Source organism: Acidobacteriaceae bacterium (assembly GCA_028283655.1).
GTDB lineage: Bacteria > Acidobacteriota > Terriglobia > Terriglobales > Acidobacteriaceae > Granulicella.
The window spans coordinates 2,454,816-2,470,291 of the sequence record JAPWKE010000003.1 but is presented as its reverse complement, the minus strand read 5'-3'; the positions used below and the strand labels follow the sequence as shown (position 1 = coordinate 2,470,291).

At 60.5% G+C, this 15,476-nt stretch carries 14 protein-coding genes; 9 read left to right on the top strand and 5 right to left on the bottom strand.

All coding sequences use genetic code 11. The annotated features are described in order from the left end of the window. Positions 1 to 51 precede the first annotated feature (51 nt). The 5 genes from PW792_13545 to dnaJ all read left to right on the top strand — a co-directional run bounded on the left by PW792_13545 (position 52) and on the right by dnaJ (position 4,489). Positions 52 to 576, top strand: a complete 525-nt coding sequence (locus PW792_13545) for an acyl-CoA thioesterase (protein ID MDE1162951.1) — start codon at positions 52 to 54, stop codon at positions 574 to 576. Between the two features lie 30 nt (positions 577 to 606). Beyond that, positions 607 to 1,437, top strand: coding sequence for an Mrp/NBP35 family ATP-binding protein (locus PW792_13540; GenBank protein ID MDE1162950.1), 831 nt, complete (start codon positions 607 to 609; stop codon positions 1,435 to 1,437). A 63-nt stretch (positions 1,438 to 1,500) separates the two neighbouring features. After that, on the top strand, positions 1,501 to 2,592 hold the full coding sequence (gene hrcA, locus PW792_13535; protein ID MDE1162949.1) for a heat-inducible transcriptional repressor HrcA: 1,092 nt from the start codon (positions 1,501 to 1,503) through the stop codon (positions 2,590 to 2,592). 17 nt (positions 2,593 to 2,609) lie between these two features. After that, entirely contained in the window at positions 2,610 to 3,236 is a 627-nt protein-coding gene (locus PW792_13530; protein ID MDE1162948.1) for a nucleotide exchange factor GrpE, read from the top strand. A 107-nt stretch (positions 3,237 to 3,343) separates the two neighbouring features. Next, positions 3,344 to 4,489, top strand: coding sequence for a molecular chaperone DnaJ (gene dnaJ, locus PW792_13525; protein MDE1162947.1), 1,146 nt, complete (start codon positions 3,344 to 3,346; stop codon positions 4,487 to 4,489). 231 nt (positions 4,490 to 4,720) lie between these two features. Here dnaJ and PW792_13520 read toward each other — a convergent pair whose 3' ends face one another. From PW792_13520 to PW792_13505, 4 genes are all read right to left on the bottom strand, one after another. After that, positions 4,721 to 5,458, bottom strand: a complete 738-nt coding sequence (locus tag PW792_13520; GenBank protein ID MDE1162946.1) for a 16S rRNA (uracil(1498)-N(3))-methyltransferase — start codon at positions 5,456 to 5,458, stop codon at positions 4,721 to 4,723. Between the two features lie 314 nt (positions 5,459 to 5,772). Beyond that, positions 5,773 to 7,032: a glycosyltransferase family 87 protein gene (locus PW792_13515; GenBank protein ID MDE1162945.1), complete on the bottom strand. Its 1,260-nt coding sequence runs from the start codon at positions 7,030 to 7,032 to the stop codon at positions 5,773 to 5,775. A 72-nt stretch (positions 7,033 to 7,104) separates the two neighbouring features. Then, positions 7,105 to 8,604 (bottom strand): L-serine ammonia-lyase, encoded by a 1,500-nt coding sequence (locus tag PW792_13510; protein MDE1162944.1) that lies wholly within the window; start codon positions 8,602 to 8,604, stop codon positions 7,105 to 7,107. A gap of 83 nt (positions 8,605 to 8,687) precedes the next feature. Further along, positions 8,688 to 9,614: a HEAT repeat domain-containing protein gene (locus PW792_13505; protein ID MDE1162943.1), complete on the bottom strand. Its 927-nt coding sequence runs from the start codon at positions 9,612 to 9,614 to the stop codon at positions 8,688 to 8,690. 248 nt (positions 9,615 to 9,862) lie between these two features. On the opposite strand from PW792_13505, the gene PW792_13500 reads away from it, so the two are divergent. Further along, positions 9,863 to 10,807, top strand: a complete 945-nt coding sequence (locus tag PW792_13500) for a glycosyltransferase (GenBank protein MDE1162942.1) — start codon at positions 9,863 to 9,865, stop codon at positions 10,805 to 10,807. A gap of 275 nt (positions 10,808 to 11,082) precedes the next feature. Further along, positions 11,083 to 12,669, top strand: coding sequence for a YifB family Mg chelatase-like AAA ATPase (locus PW792_13495; GenBank protein ID MDE1162941.1), 1,587 nt, complete (start codon positions 11,083 to 11,085; stop codon positions 12,667 to 12,669). Positions 12,670 to 12,678: 9 nt separating this feature from the next. On the opposite strand, the gene PW792_13490 is transcribed toward PW792_13495, so the two are convergent. Next, positions 12,679 to 13,110 carry a hypothetical protein gene (locus tag PW792_13490; protein ID MDE1162940.1) on the bottom strand — a complete coding sequence of 144 codons (432 nt, stop codon included), beginning with the start codon at positions 13,108 to 13,110 and terminating at the stop codon, positions 12,679 to 12,681. Positions 13,111 to 13,614: 504 nt separating this feature from the next. Between PW792_13490 and PW792_13485 the strand changes: the two genes are divergently transcribed. Next, positions 13,615 to 13,818: a DNA-directed RNA polymerase subunit omega gene (locus tag PW792_13485; protein ID MDE1162939.1), complete on the top strand. Its 204-nt coding sequence runs from the start codon at positions 13,615 to 13,617 to the stop codon at positions 13,816 to 13,818. 268 nt (positions 13,819 to 14,086) lie between these two features. Next, entirely contained in the window at positions 14,087 to 15,337 is a 1,251-nt protein-coding gene (rho, locus tag PW792_13480; protein ID MDE1162938.1) for a transcription termination factor Rho, read from the top strand. Positions 15,338 to 15,476 lie beyond the last annotated feature (139 nt).

Sequence of the window (15,476 nt, the reverse complement as noted above, 5' to 3'; positions counted from 1 at the left end):
AGATAGCCTGCGCAACAGCCTGAATTTGACCGCCGATTTAGAATAAAAACCATGAGCGAAACCGCAGTTTCGCGCACGGTCGCCGAGTCACAGGCCGAGCGCAGCGAAATCATCTTCCCCAATGACGTCAACCCGTTGGGCAATCTCTTCGGTGGCCGCCTCATGCAGTTCATCGACCTCGTCGGCGCTGTTGCCAGCGTGCGCCACTCGCGCGCCGTCACCGTCACCGCCAGCATGGATCACCTCGACTTCGTCTCACCGGTCAAAGTTGGCGAACTGCTCATCCTGAAGGCCAGCGTCAACCGCGCCTTCAAGACCAGCATGGAAGTCGGCGTGAAGGCCATGGTCGAAGACGTACTCGGCAACGGCAGGATGCGCCACGTCGCCACCGCCTACCTCACCTATGTCGCCGTGGACATGTTCGGCAAGAAGCTGGCCGTGCCTCAGGTCGTACCCGAAACCGAGCATCAGAAGCGTCGCTTTGAGGACGCCGCCGCCCGCCGTGAAATGCGCGCCGGCGAAATGCTCCGTAAGAAAGAACTTCGCGCCACCTTGCCGCCCGAGTGGCACGTTTAGGCCGCGAGCAGAAAGAAAGAGAGTTTAGTTATGGGAAACAGTGGACAGGGAATGCCTCAGCCTCAGCCGTTGCCGGGCGTGGAATATGTTGTTGCCATAGGCTCCGGTAAAGGCGGCGTCGGCAAAACCACCGTCGCGGTGAACACCGCCGTCAGCCTCGCCAAGCTTGGTTACAAGGTCGGCCTCATCGACGCGGACATCTACGGCCCGAATGTGCCGACGATGCTCGGTCTCTCGCGCCAGCCGACCGTACTGCCCGGCAGCCGCATCGAGCCGCTCACCGCGCACGGCGTCAAGTTCATGTCCATCGGCCTCATCTCCCCCGGCGATAAGCCCATGGTGATGCGCGGACCAATGCTCCACGGCGTCATCCGCCAGTTCCTCCAGCAGGTGGAGTGGGGCGAGCTCGACTTCCTCCTCATCGATCTGCCTCCCGGCACCGGTGACGTCGTCATCTCGCTCGTCCAGACCGTTCCGCTCACCGGCGCAGTCGTCGTCAGCACGGGTTCCTCCGTCGCCCTGGAAGACGCCCGCAAGGCGCTCGAAATGTTCCACCAGGTGAACGTCGAAGTCCTCGGCATGGTCGAGAACATGAGCCAGATGACGCTGCCCGACGGCACCGTCCTCGACGTCTTCGGCGCTGGTTCCACGGAGCAGACCGCCAAGCAGTTCGGCCTCAACTTCCTCGGCTCCGTCGACCTCGACCCGCAGGTACGCGAGTCCGGCGACCGCGGTCTTCCGGCAGCACTCGCGGGCGAAAGCTCCGCGCGTGGGCAGGAGTTCCGGCTCATCGCGGCGAAGATCGCGGAGCGTGCCGAAGAGGCTGCCGCCAAGAGCGACGGCGTACTGGAAATTCTGTAGAAAAGTAAGGGCAGGGGCGGTGCTGCGACGTTTGCAGCCTCGCCTCACTCTAATCAGAGGGTCATGGCGAACGCAGGCACATTGACGGCAAGGCAGCGCGACATCCTGATGGCGATCGTGGAAAGCTACATCGCCACGGGAGAACCGGTCAGCTCTGGCGCGGTCGCGCGTTCCAGCCTCATTGCGTCCGTCGCGGCCAGCCCTGCGACCATCCGCAACGAGATGGTCTCGCTCTTTGACGCAGGCCTTCTCGAGCAGCCGCACACCTCAGCGGGCCGCGTACCGTCTGCCGCCGCGTTTCGCATGTACGTCGAAGCGCTCGGCCGTGGCACAGCAGGCAGCCTGCCCGGCCTGTCGCGTGCCGAGGTGGAGTCCCGCATCGACCTCAGCCTCGCTGGCGTCGCCGGCGGAGAAGCCCTCCTCGAACGCAGCTCGCAGGTGCTGGCCATGCTCTCCAGCGGCGTCGGCGTCGCGATGGGCGTCCGCCCCGCAACCGACCTGCTCGAGCATGTTCACTTCTCACGCCTCGGCGATCGTCGTGTTCTCGCCGTGCTCGTCACGCGCGGCGGCATGGTGCGTGATCGCATGCTCGTCGTCGAACGTGACCTCGGCATCAACGAGCTTGAAGCCGCCTCCAACTTCCTGAACCAGCACTTCCGTGGCTGGTCGCTGGACGCCGTGCGTGCGGACCTCGCCCGCCTCGTCGAGACCGAGCGCTCGGCGTATCAGCAGATGCTCACCGCCGCGCAGGAGCTCTGGTCCCGCGCCATGCCCTCGGTTGAGAGCGCGCCGACGGTCTTCATTGAAGGCGTCGCCAACCTCGTTGGCCAGGGCGAAGACCGCGAGCACCTTCGCGCCATGCTCGCCGCGCTCGAAGCCAAGGAGCGGCTCATCGAGCTGCTCAACGCTTACGTCGACTCGCAGCAGGAGACTGTGCGCGTCGTCTTCGACCTCGAACGCACCGCGCCGGAGATGGCCGGGCTCGTTCTCATCGCCGCACCCGCTCGCGTCGCAGGCGACAGCCTCGCCACTGTGGGTGTACTCGGCTCCAAGCGTATGCATTACCAGAGCACGATGAACGCGGTCGGCTACATCGCCGGTCTCTTCGATCGCGTGCTCGACCTCGGACGTGACTCCGAGGCTCCACGATTTTAGAAACGAAGGCGCACACGATGAACCCAATCAAAGAGTGGTTCGCCGCTCATGCGCGGACAACAGAAAAGGACACCACAATGAAGACACAGGATGAGATGAACGAGTTGAACGATATGCCCGCAGTCGAAGCAGAAGAGGCAGCAGCAGCCCCGCTCGAAGGCGAAATCGTCGAGATGGGTGCAACCGCCGAACTCGAGCAGGCACGCGGCGAACGCGACGCCTTGAAGGACCGTCTCGCACGCCTGCAGGCTGAGTTCGACAACGCCCGCAAGCGCGAGGTCAAAGAGAAGCAGGACGCTCGTGACTACGCCGTGCAGGCTTCCGTCGAACCCTTCCTCGGCGTAATGGACAACTTCCAGCTCGCGCTGAAGTCCGGCGGTTCGGCCGACCAGCTCCGCATGGGCGTGGAACTGATTCTGAAGCAGATGGAAGATGCACTCCGCAACCTGAACGTCACGGCTGTAGAAACCGTTGGCGCAGAGTTCGATCCCCGCGTCCACGAAGCACTCGGCTCCGAAGAGCGCGCCGACGTGCCCGACCATCAGGTTCTCGAAGAGATCCGCCGTGGCTACAAGCTTCGCGACAAGCTCCTCCGCCCTGCGCTGGTCAAGATCGCCACCAACAGCGCCCAGCGCGAAGCGTAACCAGCGCAGGCACGAACGGCACGGCACGGCTTCAGCCGTGCCATCACGCAAGTTACATCCAGGGGTTTTAGCCCCTGAGGCGCAAGGCGACCAGGGAAAGACGAAAGATGGCGACATCAGAGATGAAAGCTGATTACTACGAGATTCTGGAAATCGAGCGCACAGCGTCAGACGGAGAAATCAAGACCGCCTATCGCAAGCTCGCGATGAAGTGGCATCCTGACCGCAACCCGGACAACAAGGATGCCGAAGACAAGTTCAAGGAATGCAGCGAAGCCTACTCCGTCCTCAGCGACGCCGACAAGCGCGCTGCCTACGATCGCTACGGCCACGCAGGCGTCGGCAACGGTGGCCCCGGTGGCTTCGGCGGCGGCAGCCCCTTCGGACAGGGCTTCCAGCAGGGCGATCTCGGAGACATCTTCGGCGATCTCTTCGGCGAGATGTTCAACATGGGTGGCCGTGGTCGCGCCTCGCGCGCGCAACGCGGTCGCGACATCAGCTTCGAAATGGAGCTGACCTTCGAGCAGGCCGTCTTCGGCACCGAGCGCGAAGTCAAGGTTCGCCGCGCCGACCTCTGCGTCGACTGCAAGGGCTCCGGCGCTGAGAACGGCAAGCAGCCCGAGACCTGCCAGCAGTGCGGCGGTCGCGGACAGGTTCGTTCGCAGCAGGGCTTCTTCTCCGTCGCCCGCACCTGCCCCGTCTGCTCCGGCACCGGCCAGGTCGTCAAGAACCCCTGCAAGACCTGCCGTGGCGACGGTCGCACGCAGAAGGACCACACCATCCAGGTGAAGGTCCCCGCAGGCGTCGAAGGCGACACCCGCATCCGCTACAGCGGAGAAGGCGACGCCGGGCGCTTCGGCGGCCCCAACGGCGACCTCTATATCCTGCTCGACGTGAAGCCGCACTCGTTCTTCGAGCGCGACGGCGACGACCTCCACTGCGTCATGCCCATCAGCTTCCCGCAGGCCGCCCTCGGTACCGAACTCGAAATCGAAACCCTTCACGGCGCCGAGACGATCAAGGTTCCCGAAGGCACGCAGAGCGGCAAGGAGTTCCGTCTGCGCGGCAAGGGCGTCCCACACCTCAACGCACACGGCAAGGGCGACCTCATCGTCGAAGTTCGCGTACAAACTCCTTCAAAGCTCACGAAGGAGCAGAAGGCTCTGCTCAAGCAGCTCGACGGCACGCTCGCAGTCGACAACAAGCCACACGCCCGCGGCATCTTCGGCAAGATGAAGGAAATCTTCTCCTAAGCCCAACCGCACACAGGCAGCACAAAGGCCGGCGATCACTCGCCGGCCTTTGTGCTGCCTGTGCAACATCGTTTCCCGAACCACGTCTCGCCGCGCTCATCAACCTCAGGCCCCTTCTAGAGCGCCGATATTCACAGCTCTCCACGCACACGAAGGGGCACGGCTTCAGCCGTGCCATTGAACCACTGCAATGCGAAGGGGCTTCAGCCCCTGAGGCGCAAACAATCCGCTCTACAGCAACGCATTGCAAACACTCATCGCCGCAATCGCCGCCGTCTCTGCTCGCAGAATCCTCGGCCCCAGCGTAATCGGCTTCCACTCATTCGCCGCAAAGAGCTGCATCTCCTCCTGCGTCCATCCACCCTCCGGCCCCACGGCAAACGCAAGCTGATGATTGTGCTCGGCACTCGGCCCATCCTGCATCTGCGGATGCTGCAACGCCGCAGTCAGCGAGTTCTCCTGCTCTGTCTCTGCGAGCAACAACTTGTGCGGCGCCGACACCAGCTTCATCGCCTGCGCAAGCGGCATTGGTTCATCAATCTCCACCAGATCAGAACGGCGCGACTGCTTCGCCGACTCCAGCACAATGCGTCGCCATCGCTCCACGCGCTTCGCCGCCGACTGCGCCAGATGCTTCTCCGTGCGTCGTGCCAGCACAGGCGTAATGCGTGCCGCACCAAGCTCCGTCAGCTTCTCCATCCCCCACTCGTAATGATCGAACTTGATCACCGCAAGCAGCAGATGCACCGGCAGCGCTGCATCTGTCTCAAGCTGTTCGCCGAGTTCGAACGTCACGTCCTCTTCGCTCACCTGCGTGATCGTCGCACGATGCAGAAATCCGTCGGCGACAACATCATATTGCTGTCCCACCTGCGCACGCAGAACGCGAGCAAGATGATGTGCCTGTTCGCCGGTAAGGGTTGCGGTCGTGTCGGTGAAGGTGTCTGCGATAAAGCGGCGGCGAGTCATAGAAAGAAGATACGAGAACTTCGCTGCGAGATGCCAACGCATTCCACAGCATCCGCGCAAACCCGCATGAACACTGTCCAGAAACACTTCAGGGAGCGCATCATGTGCGCTCCCTGAATGTGTTGCCTTTTGGTATTGCTTTGCCTGGTTGCGTTTGCCTGCGCTCCCAATGGTCGATGTGAACACCGACGTCGCGTTCATCTGTGATGAAGCAACTATCGAAGGTATAGAGTTTGCGTGAGACAGAGTCAAGCAAAAAGTGGAAGAGCCTCAACAGTTTTTTGCGAGTGCCATTGCGGCACACGTGCGAAGCGCTAGAGCAACGCGTCGCTCTGTCCGTTCGTCACTCGCCGTGCAAGCGTCATCAGGATGCCAAGCAGCAGCAGTGCACCGATGTAGATGTAGCTCTGCAGCACGTTCCATCCACGAAGATGCCACAGGTAGTTCATCGACGTAAGCTGATTCAGCATGAGGAACGAAGCCAGTCCTGTCAGCCATGGGCGACGCTCCTGTTGTGAGCCATACGCAAACCATAGCCACGCAAAGATGCCCACCACGATGCCGTAGTGGTGCTCCCACGCCATCGGCGAGGACGCAACAGAAACCAGCCCGATCGCTGCAAGGTCCGCCGTCGATCCTTTCAACTTGCCCCAGGGAAAGAACAACGCAGCGCCCAGCAGCGCAAGCGCCGTGGCGACAGTTACCCGATAAACCCAGGGGATGTATGGCGTATACACATACGGCGTATAGCCCAGATTCTCACCGTTGAAGATCATGCGATTGATCGTGCCGAACATTGACTGGTTGCCATAGTGCGACTGTGCCTTGTGGCTCAGCGACGAAAGCACCTTCACATAGTCGAGGTTGTTGTGCAGTCCGAAGACCGCAACCGCAATCGCGAAGAGCACCGCGCCGGTTACGAGGAACGCGATGGCAGCATTCCAGCGTTTGCGCACCAGCATCCAGATCAGGATGAGCACATACTGCGGCTTGACGCAGGTAAGCACGCAGGCCGTAACGCCGCTCGCGCGTTCGTGTCCCGTCGTCCACAGCACAAGCAGCAACGCAAAGCCAAACGATAGGTACGTCTGCGCATTGCCCAGCGAGAATCCCTTGAGCAACGGATAGCAGCACAGCACTGAGAGGCATACCGCAACCATCGCCGGCCAGCGCAGCGTTTCGCCGCGGCGCTCAAGCAGCCGCTTCCCCATCCAGAGGCAGCACACGGCAATCCCCACGATCGCGAGCAGACTGCCAAGCGCAAGCAGATGCAGCATCGTCGGGTCGGTAACGCCGATCTTGCGCAGGGCCACCATCGGCAGCAGGCTTACCAGCGAGTAAATCAGCGTGTCGTACAGCGGAGCAAAGTACAGTGGCTTGTGCGGGAACTGCTGGAAGTAGTCCAGCGACTTCATCATCGGCAGCCAGGAGTCTGTCCACTGGTGCAGATGGATCAGGTTCGTCAGATCGCGGTGGATGTTGCCAGGGTTTCCCAGGTGCAGCGCTCGGCAAATGGCCCACTGCACGACATTCGCTGTAAACAACGAACCAAGAACAAAAAGAAGAAGCCGCATGGAGCGTGAGCGGTCAAATGCTGGTTGCGCTGCTGAACTGGGCATATGGCTGGATTATAGGGGCGTGCCTTGTTAGCACTCGATGATATTCAGCGCAAGCCCCGCAAGCGACGTCTCTTTGTATCGCGACTGCATATCCATGCCCGTGCGATACATCGTATCGATCACCTGATCGAGGGAAAGTTTATGCGGCCCCGCATCATGCATCGCCAGCCGCGCCGCATTCACTGACTTCACCGCGCCCATACCATTGCGTTCGATGCACGGGATCTGCACGAGCCCGCCAATCGGATCGCACGTCATGCCGAGGTTATGTTCCATCGCAATCTCTGCGGCGTTCTCCACCTCGGCATTGTTGCCGCCAAGCGCTGCCACCAGTCCACCCGCAGCCATCGAGCACGCCACACCGACCTCACCCTGGCAGCCCACCTCTGCGCCGGAGATCGACGCATTCTCTTTGTAGAGAATCCCAATCGCCGCCGCCGTAAAGAAGTACCGCAGCAGCCCTGCGCGCTTTTCCTCTTCGCTCTGGCCTTCGCTCGCATGGTGCAGATAGTAGTGCGCAATCGCCGGGATCACACCTGCCGCTCCGTTCGTCGGAGCCGTCACCACGCGACCACCCGCAGCGTTCTCTTCGTTCACCGCCATCGCCACCAGCGTCACAGAGTCCAGCGGGGCCAGCGGATCACGTACTTTGCCTTCGCTCTCCATGCGAGCCAGCCGCGCAGCCAGCCCCGGCGCTCGCCGCCGAACGTTCAATCCGCCCGGCAGAATGCCTTCCGTGCGAACGCCGCGTTCAATCGAATCCGCCATCGCCTGCCACAGCGTCAGCACCGCGGCATTGATCTGTTCACTCGGCGTCAGCACATGAATGTCCGGCGCACCCTCGTTGCCTGGCCGCTCCGGCGAAACAATACGATCCACCCGGCGCGTGATGCTCGGGTCAGAGAGCAGCGCCACCTCATTCGCATGGACCAGCTCTGCAATCGTCAGCTTGTTGGCCGCAGCCACGCGTAGCAACTCGGCAGCAGAAGAGAACGGATACGGCACATCCCGCTCGGCCTTCGACGACTGGTTCGCAAACTCCTCGGCCGACAAGATGAAGCCACCGCCGATCGAGTAAAAAATCTCCTCCCGCAACAACGCACCCGCTGCATCGAAGGCGCGGAAGCGCATCCCGTTCGGGTGCGCAGGTTCGTCTGGGTTGGGATACATCTGGTCGCGGTGCAGCAGCAAATCCTCCGCCGGAGCAAACGCCACATCGTGCCGCCCCATCAGCAGCAGGCGACGCTCTTCGCGCACCCGCGCCAGCATCGCGTCGATGCTGTCCAGAGGAACCGTATCCGGCGATTCGCCCAGCAACCCGAGCAACACCGCGCGGTCCGTCGCATGGCCAACTCCCGTCAACGCGAGCGAGCCATAAAGATCGGCTGAAACCTTCGCCACGCTCTCCAGCAGATGCTCTGCTTCAAGCTCGCGCCCAAAGCGCACCGCCGCGCGCATCGGACCCACCGTGTGGGAGGACGAAGGACCGATACCAATTTTGAAAAGTTCGAAGAGGCTTGTCTGCATCAGGTTTGTGCCAAAAGGGAAGCACCCAAAAGAAAAGGCGCTCGCGGCTTATTGTAGGCCGCGAGCGCCACCATCGTTGTGGGTTACTTGTGACGCAGATGCGAATGCACTGGCACTCCACCACCCAGCGACTTGATGTAAGCCGCCGAAGCAGTCAACCGAACAGGCAGCTTGTCGTCGTCAATCAGCGGACCGATCGCCGTTGCATACCGCTTGTCGCGATAGTTGCCCAGCATACGAGCGCCTGTCGCACGCATCCCCGGGTCCTTGTCCGTCAGCGCATCCATCAGATCATCGCGCACGCCCTGGGTCTTCTCATCCGCCAGCAGCATCAGCGACTGCACGCGAGCTTCATCCGACCCGTTCTTGCGCATGTACTGAATCGCCGTGATCGAGAAGCCGAACGGCCCCAGCAGAAATCCCGCACCCTGCGTCACACCAAGCTGCGCCAGTGCGGAAGGGCTGTGCAGTGTGCGCGACATCTGGTGCTCTGCTCCATGCATCAGCGTCGGGCCAGCCTTGCGTCCACCCGAAACAATCGAGTCCAGAATGTCTTCGCCGCTATGGTCATTGAACTCTTTCCAAAGCACCGTTGCAGCCGTGTAGGCCACCTGTGGTTCCGGGTCATCCAGCAGTTTCTCCACCGGAGCCACCAGCGCCCGGCTCTTCGTCTTGCCCGCCGCGACGATCGCCGCCGACCGTACATCGAGATCCGGGTCTTTCATCGCTTCTGCGATCAGCGCATTAGCCTTCGGATCTGCCCCCAGGTCGGCAAGTGCGGAGAGCGCCTGCGTCTGTGCCTCCAGATGCTTCTCTTCCTTCACGTTGTCGCGGATCAACTGCCAGGCCCGTTCCAGCTTCTGCTCTTGCGTCTCTGGCGGCGGCAGCGCTGTCGCAGAGGACTGATCTTTCTTCTCCTGTTTGGAAGCCGCAGCCGGAGTCGCGGCAAAGGTGATAGTGGGAACGACCAGAAGCGTGCAGAGAAGAGTGCTATGCCAACGTGCGTGCATGTTTGCGCGAACTCCTAATATCGCAATATGGAATCTTGGACGCCTTGCTGTTTGATAAAGATGCTCAGGCTTCAACTCAGCCCACCTCGGACTGGTAGGCTACTCTGAGATCGTGTACGCTGTCGTATCATTAGCTCTATCAAGACTGCTAAGTCCGAAGTGCAGCGGCCGTGAAACGGATATACGCCAAAGAATACTGGTGTCGGGTGCGAATACTTCAAGAAAAAAACGGAGAATGTATAGAGCGGATGCCGCCCACCATTTCAATTTGCATTCCCTGCTATCGCTCGGAGAAATTCATCCGGACGACAATTGAATCAGTTCTCGCACAGACCGTTCCTGCTGACGAAATCATTATCTCGGATGACCAGTCTCCAGATCGAAGCTTCGAAATTATCGAAGAATATCGAGGCTTTCCGCGCGTCAAAATTACGCGGCCCCCAGAGCGTACAACCTTGGGTGGCCACTATCGATTCTTGCTCGAACAGGCCACCAGCGATTATGTCTGCTTTCTTTCTTCTGACGATGCAATGCATCCAGAGTTCCTGGAGACCATGCATAAGCAGCTTGAAGGTGAGAGTAATGTGTCCATCATTGCGGGTGCCTGCTATGAGACGGATGCAAATCTGAAGCCGTTGCGAGTTCGCGGTACGGGTGGGCCAAAGCGTTCTCTTGATTTCCCGGAGAGCTTCGCTTACTTCAAGCAGGGTTGCGTTTATACCATCAGTTTCTCCTTGCTCGCTCGCCGCGTACTGCTTGCGGCGCCGCCGATTCCCAAGGCTGGCGATCTGGCAACAGATTGGTGCTGGGCGATGCTCGAAAGCGCTTCAGGCAGGGTCAAGTTTCAAAACAGGCCGCTGGGGTACTACCGCATTCATTCGACGAACGCAGGCCATAACCAGGGCGAGGCTTGGGAGAAAGCCTGTGTCCACATGCTCACGTTTCTACAGAGCTACCTGCCCAAAGAGTTAGGCGACCAGTTGAAGCCTTCTCTTGAGAATCTCCTGGCTCAGATTGAAAGAACCCACGGCAAGCAGCGGCCACCAGCCCCGCGACCTTCTCTAAAGGTAGTTGTAAGTGGCTGGGTGAAAAGTCTTCTAACCCTTCCTCACCGACGCTTGCCCTATCCGCTTCAGCAATCGGAAGCCGGTATTAGCACTTCGCTTCGAAGTGCAGGGCAGGAACGGAAGTAGCTTCGGACAACTCCTGTTGGTGGCTACGCTCTCTATAAGAGCAAATAGCCACCTGACAGAACTCATCGCAAAACGTGCCTGGATCCGTTTCCTGTACAGACTGTTTTCAGGTTGCTGTTACGGACGCTCTGGTTCTTTGTCCTTGCCTCCGATGGCCCGGAATCCCCCCGCGTCTTTGTGGCGAAGAAGAAATCCCCGGGCTGTGTTCAGCCGCCAACGGATGATGCTAGACTGGCCAAACTTTACGGCCTCAATGGCAACACCAGGCGGTGGCAATGTTGTTCAAGACCCGAAGCGCAGCGGTCTATGGAATCGACGCGCATCTCATCGACGTCGAAATCGACTACCTCGGCATCAAGCTCGACAAAGACATCTTCGCCGTAGTCGGTCTCCCCGACGCCGCCGTCCGCGAGAGTCGCGACCGCGTCAAGGCCGCGATCAAGAACTCCGGCTTTGAACTCCCCGCCACAAAGACCACCATCAACCTCGCCCCTGCGGACCTTAAAAAGGAAGGCTCGGGCTTCGATCTCCCCATCGCCGTCGGCATCCTCGGAGCCTACGGCGCGCTTTCTGCCACCGAACTCAGCGACTTCGTCCTTGTCGGAGAACTCGGTCTCGATGGAGCCGTGCGTGCCGTGCAGGGAATGCTGCCGGTCGCGATGGCCGTTCGCGCCGCGGGCGTCAAAAACCTCATCCTCCCCGCAGCCAATGCTCGCGAGGCCGCCGTCGTCGAAGGCGTCAACGTCTGGCCCGTGCGCTCGCTGCTCGAAGTCCGCGAACTGCTCAACCATCTCGCCCAGGGAAACCTCTCGACCACCGCGCAGCCTCTTCAGGTGGACTCGCGTTCCATGCTCGCTCACGCTGAAGAAGGCGTACCTGACTTCAAGGACGTGCGCGGCCAGCACGTCGCCAAGCGTGCCCTCGAAGTCGCCGCTGCTGGCGGCCACAATATCCTGATGATCGGCCCGCCCGGCTCCGGCAAAACCATGCTCGCCAAGCGCCTGCCCTCGATCCTCGCGCCGCTGCGTTTTGAAGAAGCTCTCGAGACCACCAAGATTCACTCCGTCGCCGGCGTTCTGAACCGCGACGACGGCCTCGTCACGCATCGCCCCTTCCGCTCCCCGCACCACACCATCTCGGACGCCGGTCTCATCGGCGGCGGCATGAACCCGCGTCCCGGCGAAGTCTCCCTCGCGCACAACGGTGTCCTCTTCCTCGACGAGCTCCCGGAGTTCCCCCGCAACGTGCTGGAGGTTCTCCGCCAGCCGCTCGAAGACGGCAACGTCACCATCGCCCGCGCCGCCATGAGCCTCACCTTTCCGGCGCGCTTCATGATGGCCGCTGCCATGAACCCCTGCCCCTGCGGCTACTTCAACGACAAGGGACGCCAGTGCATGTGCTCGCCACCCATGATCCAGCGTTACGTCAGCAAAGTCAGCGGCCCGCTGCTCGACCGCATTGACATCCATATTGAGGTTCCGGCCGTGCAGTACAAGGAGCTTCGTGGTGGGCAGGCTGCTGAAGGCTCGACCGAAATCCGTGCCCGCGTCCTCGCCGCCCGCGAGCGTCAGCACGAACGCTTCGGTCTGGGGCAGAGAAGTGCCAACCCGAAAGCCCGCAAAGTCTTCTCCAACTCGCAGATGTCGACCGGAGAAATCCGGACGCACTGCGAGCTGGAAAGCGATGCCGAGCGAATGCTGGAGCGCGCCATGCAGCAGCAGGGGCTTAGCGCCCGCGCCCACGACCGCATCCTCAAGGTCGCCCGCACCATCGCCGACCTCGACGGGGTTCCCAGCATCGCCGTCAAACACATCGCCGAGGCCATCCAGTACCGCACCCTCGACCGCAGCTACTGGGCCTGAGCCCCATGCTCAGCCTCTGCTGTCCATTTTCTCCACCCAGCGGTCGAGCAGCGTCTCTTGCAGGACAACGTAGCGATCAAGCTCCAGCGTCGTTCCCAGCGTGACGTCGATACTGGCGATCCGTCCATAGAGGTCCACCCGGCGTCCGCGCCGAAGCTCACGGAAGCCATCATCCTGAGTGAGGTCAAGAAAGCAGTAGATCGGATTATCCGAGCGAGCATGACTGTGGAGGCCGCGCTGGGTGAAGCTCAGCTGCTTGATCGGTCCCCGGCCGCACTCGATCGCGTCGAAGAATCGCGTTCGCCAGACCACAGGCAGGCCAAGAAAGTGTGCCGAGGCGGTTTCGTCCCGGGCGAGCACAGGAGCCTCACGCAGGGCACGTTGCAACTCCGCCGCAGTGGGGTGATCACGATAGGGGGACGTAGGTGCCGATGTGGGCATGGAAAGAATCCTCGTTGGGGTTTGATATCAGAAAACGTTCCCACCGTTCGATTCCTGTAAAACGTTTCAAAACTGTCTAAAATAGTTATTGACCCCCAGGATTTCACACGATATGGTGCATATGGATCGGGGATTGCAGGACTCCAGCTTGGCCTTGGAGTTTGCCCGATGCAAGACGTTCCGCGAGGCAGTCGTGCGCTGCCGGATTCCTCCCCAAAGCAGCTAAATTGCTTCGAATCCACGGTACAAACCGCAGAGTTTCTTTTGTGTTTTGTGTTGTTTAGCGGTTAAGGCCCGATTAGGTGCACCTCAACGGCCAGAGCGTGCGTCTAATGGTTCAGGACTCAAAAAGGGCTGGTCAGCCGTAAGCGAGCGGCGCTGACCATTTAGCCCGGCACTACCCTCTACTCGCGCAAACGGACGTCAGGAGTGACACTTTGCTGCGGGATCGCAGTGGGTGATTGACCAGACAAAGTCCGAAAATCCCAATGAAGGAGCATTTCCATGCGTTCCGATTTGATCTTTGGTGCGATGACGCACGTTCAGAACCGTTACAAGCTTTGCCAACTGGCTTCGAAGGCAACCCGCAAGCTGCACAAGCCCAATACCCGTCTGCAGGACACGACCAACGAAGTTCTGGATCGTTTCAAAGACACCGTTCCGATGAACACGCAGGTCGAGGTCGCTGAGCTTACTTCGGTAGCCTAAGTTTCCCCTTTTGAGTCGCTTCCCGCCGCTCCTCCCTGTTCCAGCGGAGGGAAGCGAAGCTCAAAAAAACTAATTTCCACCGGCGTGCCTTCTGCTACGCTGTGTGCAACACTCCCGCAGTCTGACGTTGTTTCTGCATCATCCCCTGCAACACCGGACCGCCTTCTGCGCGGTTTCTGCTGTACCCGAAGACGCAACTTCGCTGTATCGCGTTTCCCGCCTGTCTCAAGTCCCATCTGCAAAATTCCGATAGAAGTAACGAGAACCGATGACAATTTCAGAGTTGAAAGAAAAAAGCATTGCCGAACTAGGCAAACTTGCGCGTGGCCTGGACATTCCCGGCGCCAGCGGACTCCGTAAGCAGGACCTGATCTTCAAGATTCTGCAGGCGCAGAGCGAGAAGGAAGGCCACATCTTCGCCGAAGGCGTGCTGGAGATTCTGCCCGACGGCTATGGCTTCCTGCGCTCGCCGGATTACAACTACCTGCCCGGCCCCGACGACATCTACGTTTCGCCCAGCCAGATCCGCAAGTTCGATCTGAAGACCGGCGATACGATCAGCGGCAACGTCCGCAGCCCGCATGAGGGCGAAAAGTACTTTGCGCTGGTCAAGATTGAGGCGATCAACTTCGAGTCGCCCGAAGAGACCCGCAACAAAATTCTGTTCGACAACCTGACGCCGCTCTACCCGCAGGAACGCATCAAGATGGAGACCGTGCGCGAGAACATCTCGGGCCGTGTCACCGACCTGCTTTGCCCGATCGGCAAGGGGCAGCGTGGTCTGATTGTTGCTCCGCCGCGTACCGGTAAGACGGTGCTGATGCAGTCGATCGCGAACTCCATCACGGCGAACCATCCTGAAGTCACGCTGATCGTGCTGCTCATCGACGAGCGCCCGGAAGAAGTGACGGACATGCAGCGTTCGGTGAAGGGTGAGGTCATCTCCTCGACCTTCGATGAACCGGCGGCACGTCACGTACAGGTTGCGGAGATGGTGATCGAAAAGGCCAAGCGCCTGGTCGAGCACAAGCGCGACGTGGTCATCCTGCTGGACTCGATCACGCGTCTGGCGCGTGCGTACAACACGATTGTTCCTCCGTCGGGCAAGGTGCTCTCCGGCGGTGTGGATTCGAACGCGTTGCAGCGCCCCAAGCGCTTCTTCGGCGCGGCCCGCAACATTGAAGAGGGCGGCTCGCTCACGATCATTGCGTCGGCGCTGGTGGATACCGGCTCGCGCATGGACGAAGTGATCTTCGAAGAGTTCAAGGGCACGGGCAACATGGAAGTTATTCTGGACCGCAAGCTTGTCGACAAGCGTGTGTTCCCGGCGATCGACATCCAGCGCTCGGGCACGCGTAAGGAAGAGCTGCTGATTCCGAAGGAAGACCTGCAGCGTACGTGGATTCTGCGCAAGGTGCTGAATCCTCTTTCGGCTGTCGAAGCGATGGAACTGCTTTCCGACAAGCTGGGCAAGACCCGGAACAACCAGGAGTTCCTGCACAACATGTCGTCGCTCTAGATTTCTCTCCGGAGAAACGGGCAGGCGAACAGAGTCAGCGAGAGATCGCGGGCTCGGCTGGAAGACAAAGGGCGCGAGCGCGGAGGCTCGGGCCCTTTGTCGCGTTTGTGGGAAGGGCGCGGTGTATGCTGTCTCGCAG

Bases quoted from the DNA above. Each gene is read 5' to 3' on its own strand.
- PW792_13510 (MDE1162944.1), bottom strand. From the start codon at position 8,604: ATGCAGACAAGCCTCTTCGAACTTTTCAAAATTGGTATCGGTCCTTCG.
- PW792_13520 (MDE1162946.1), bottom strand. From the start codon at position 5,458: ATGACTCGCCGCCGCTTTATCGCAGACACCTTCACCGACACGACCGCA.
- PW792_13530 (MDE1162948.1), top strand. From the start codon at position 2,610: ATGAACCCAATCAAAGAGTGGTTCGCCGCTCATGCGCGGACAACAGAA.
- PW792_13545 (MDE1162951.1), top strand. From the start codon at position 52: ATGAGCGAAACCGCAGTTTCGCGCACGGTCGCCGAGTCACAGGCCGAG.
- PW792_13500 (MDE1162942.1), top strand. From the start codon at position 9,863: ATGCCGCCCACCATTTCAATTTGCATTCCCTGCTATCGCTCGGAGAAA.
- hrcA (MDE1162949.1), top strand. From the start codon at position 1,501: ATGGCGAACGCAGGCACATTGACGGCAAGGCAGCGCGACATCCTGATG.
- PW792_13505 (MDE1162943.1), bottom strand. From the start codon at position 9,614: ATGCACGCACGTTGGCATAGCACTCTTCTCTGCACGCTTCTGGTCGTT.
- PW792_13540 (MDE1162950.1), top strand. From the start codon at position 607: ATGGGAAACAGTGGACAGGGAATGCCTCAGCCTCAGCCGTTGCCGGGC.
- dnaJ (MDE1162947.1), top strand. From the start codon at position 3,344: ATGGCGACATCAGAGATGAAAGCTGATTACTACGAGATTCTGGAAATC.
- PW792_13495 (MDE1162941.1), top strand. From the start codon at position 11,083: ATGTTGTTCAAGACCCGAAGCGCAGCGGTCTATGGAATCGACGCGCAT.
- PW792_13490 (MDE1162940.1), bottom strand. From the start codon at position 13,110: ATGCCCACATCGGCACCTACGTCCCCCTATCGTGATCACCCCACTGCG.
- PW792_13515 (MDE1162945.1), bottom strand. From the start codon at position 7,032: ATGCGGCTTCTTCTTTTTGTTCTTGGTTCGTTGTTTACAGCGAATGTC.
- rho (MDE1162938.1), top strand. From the start codon at position 14,087: ATGACAATTTCAGAGTTGAAAGAAAAAAGCATTGCCGAACTAGGCAAA.
- PW792_13485 (MDE1162939.1), top strand. From the start codon at position 13,615: ATGCGTTCCGATTTGATCTTTGGTGCGATGACGCACGTTCAGAACCGT.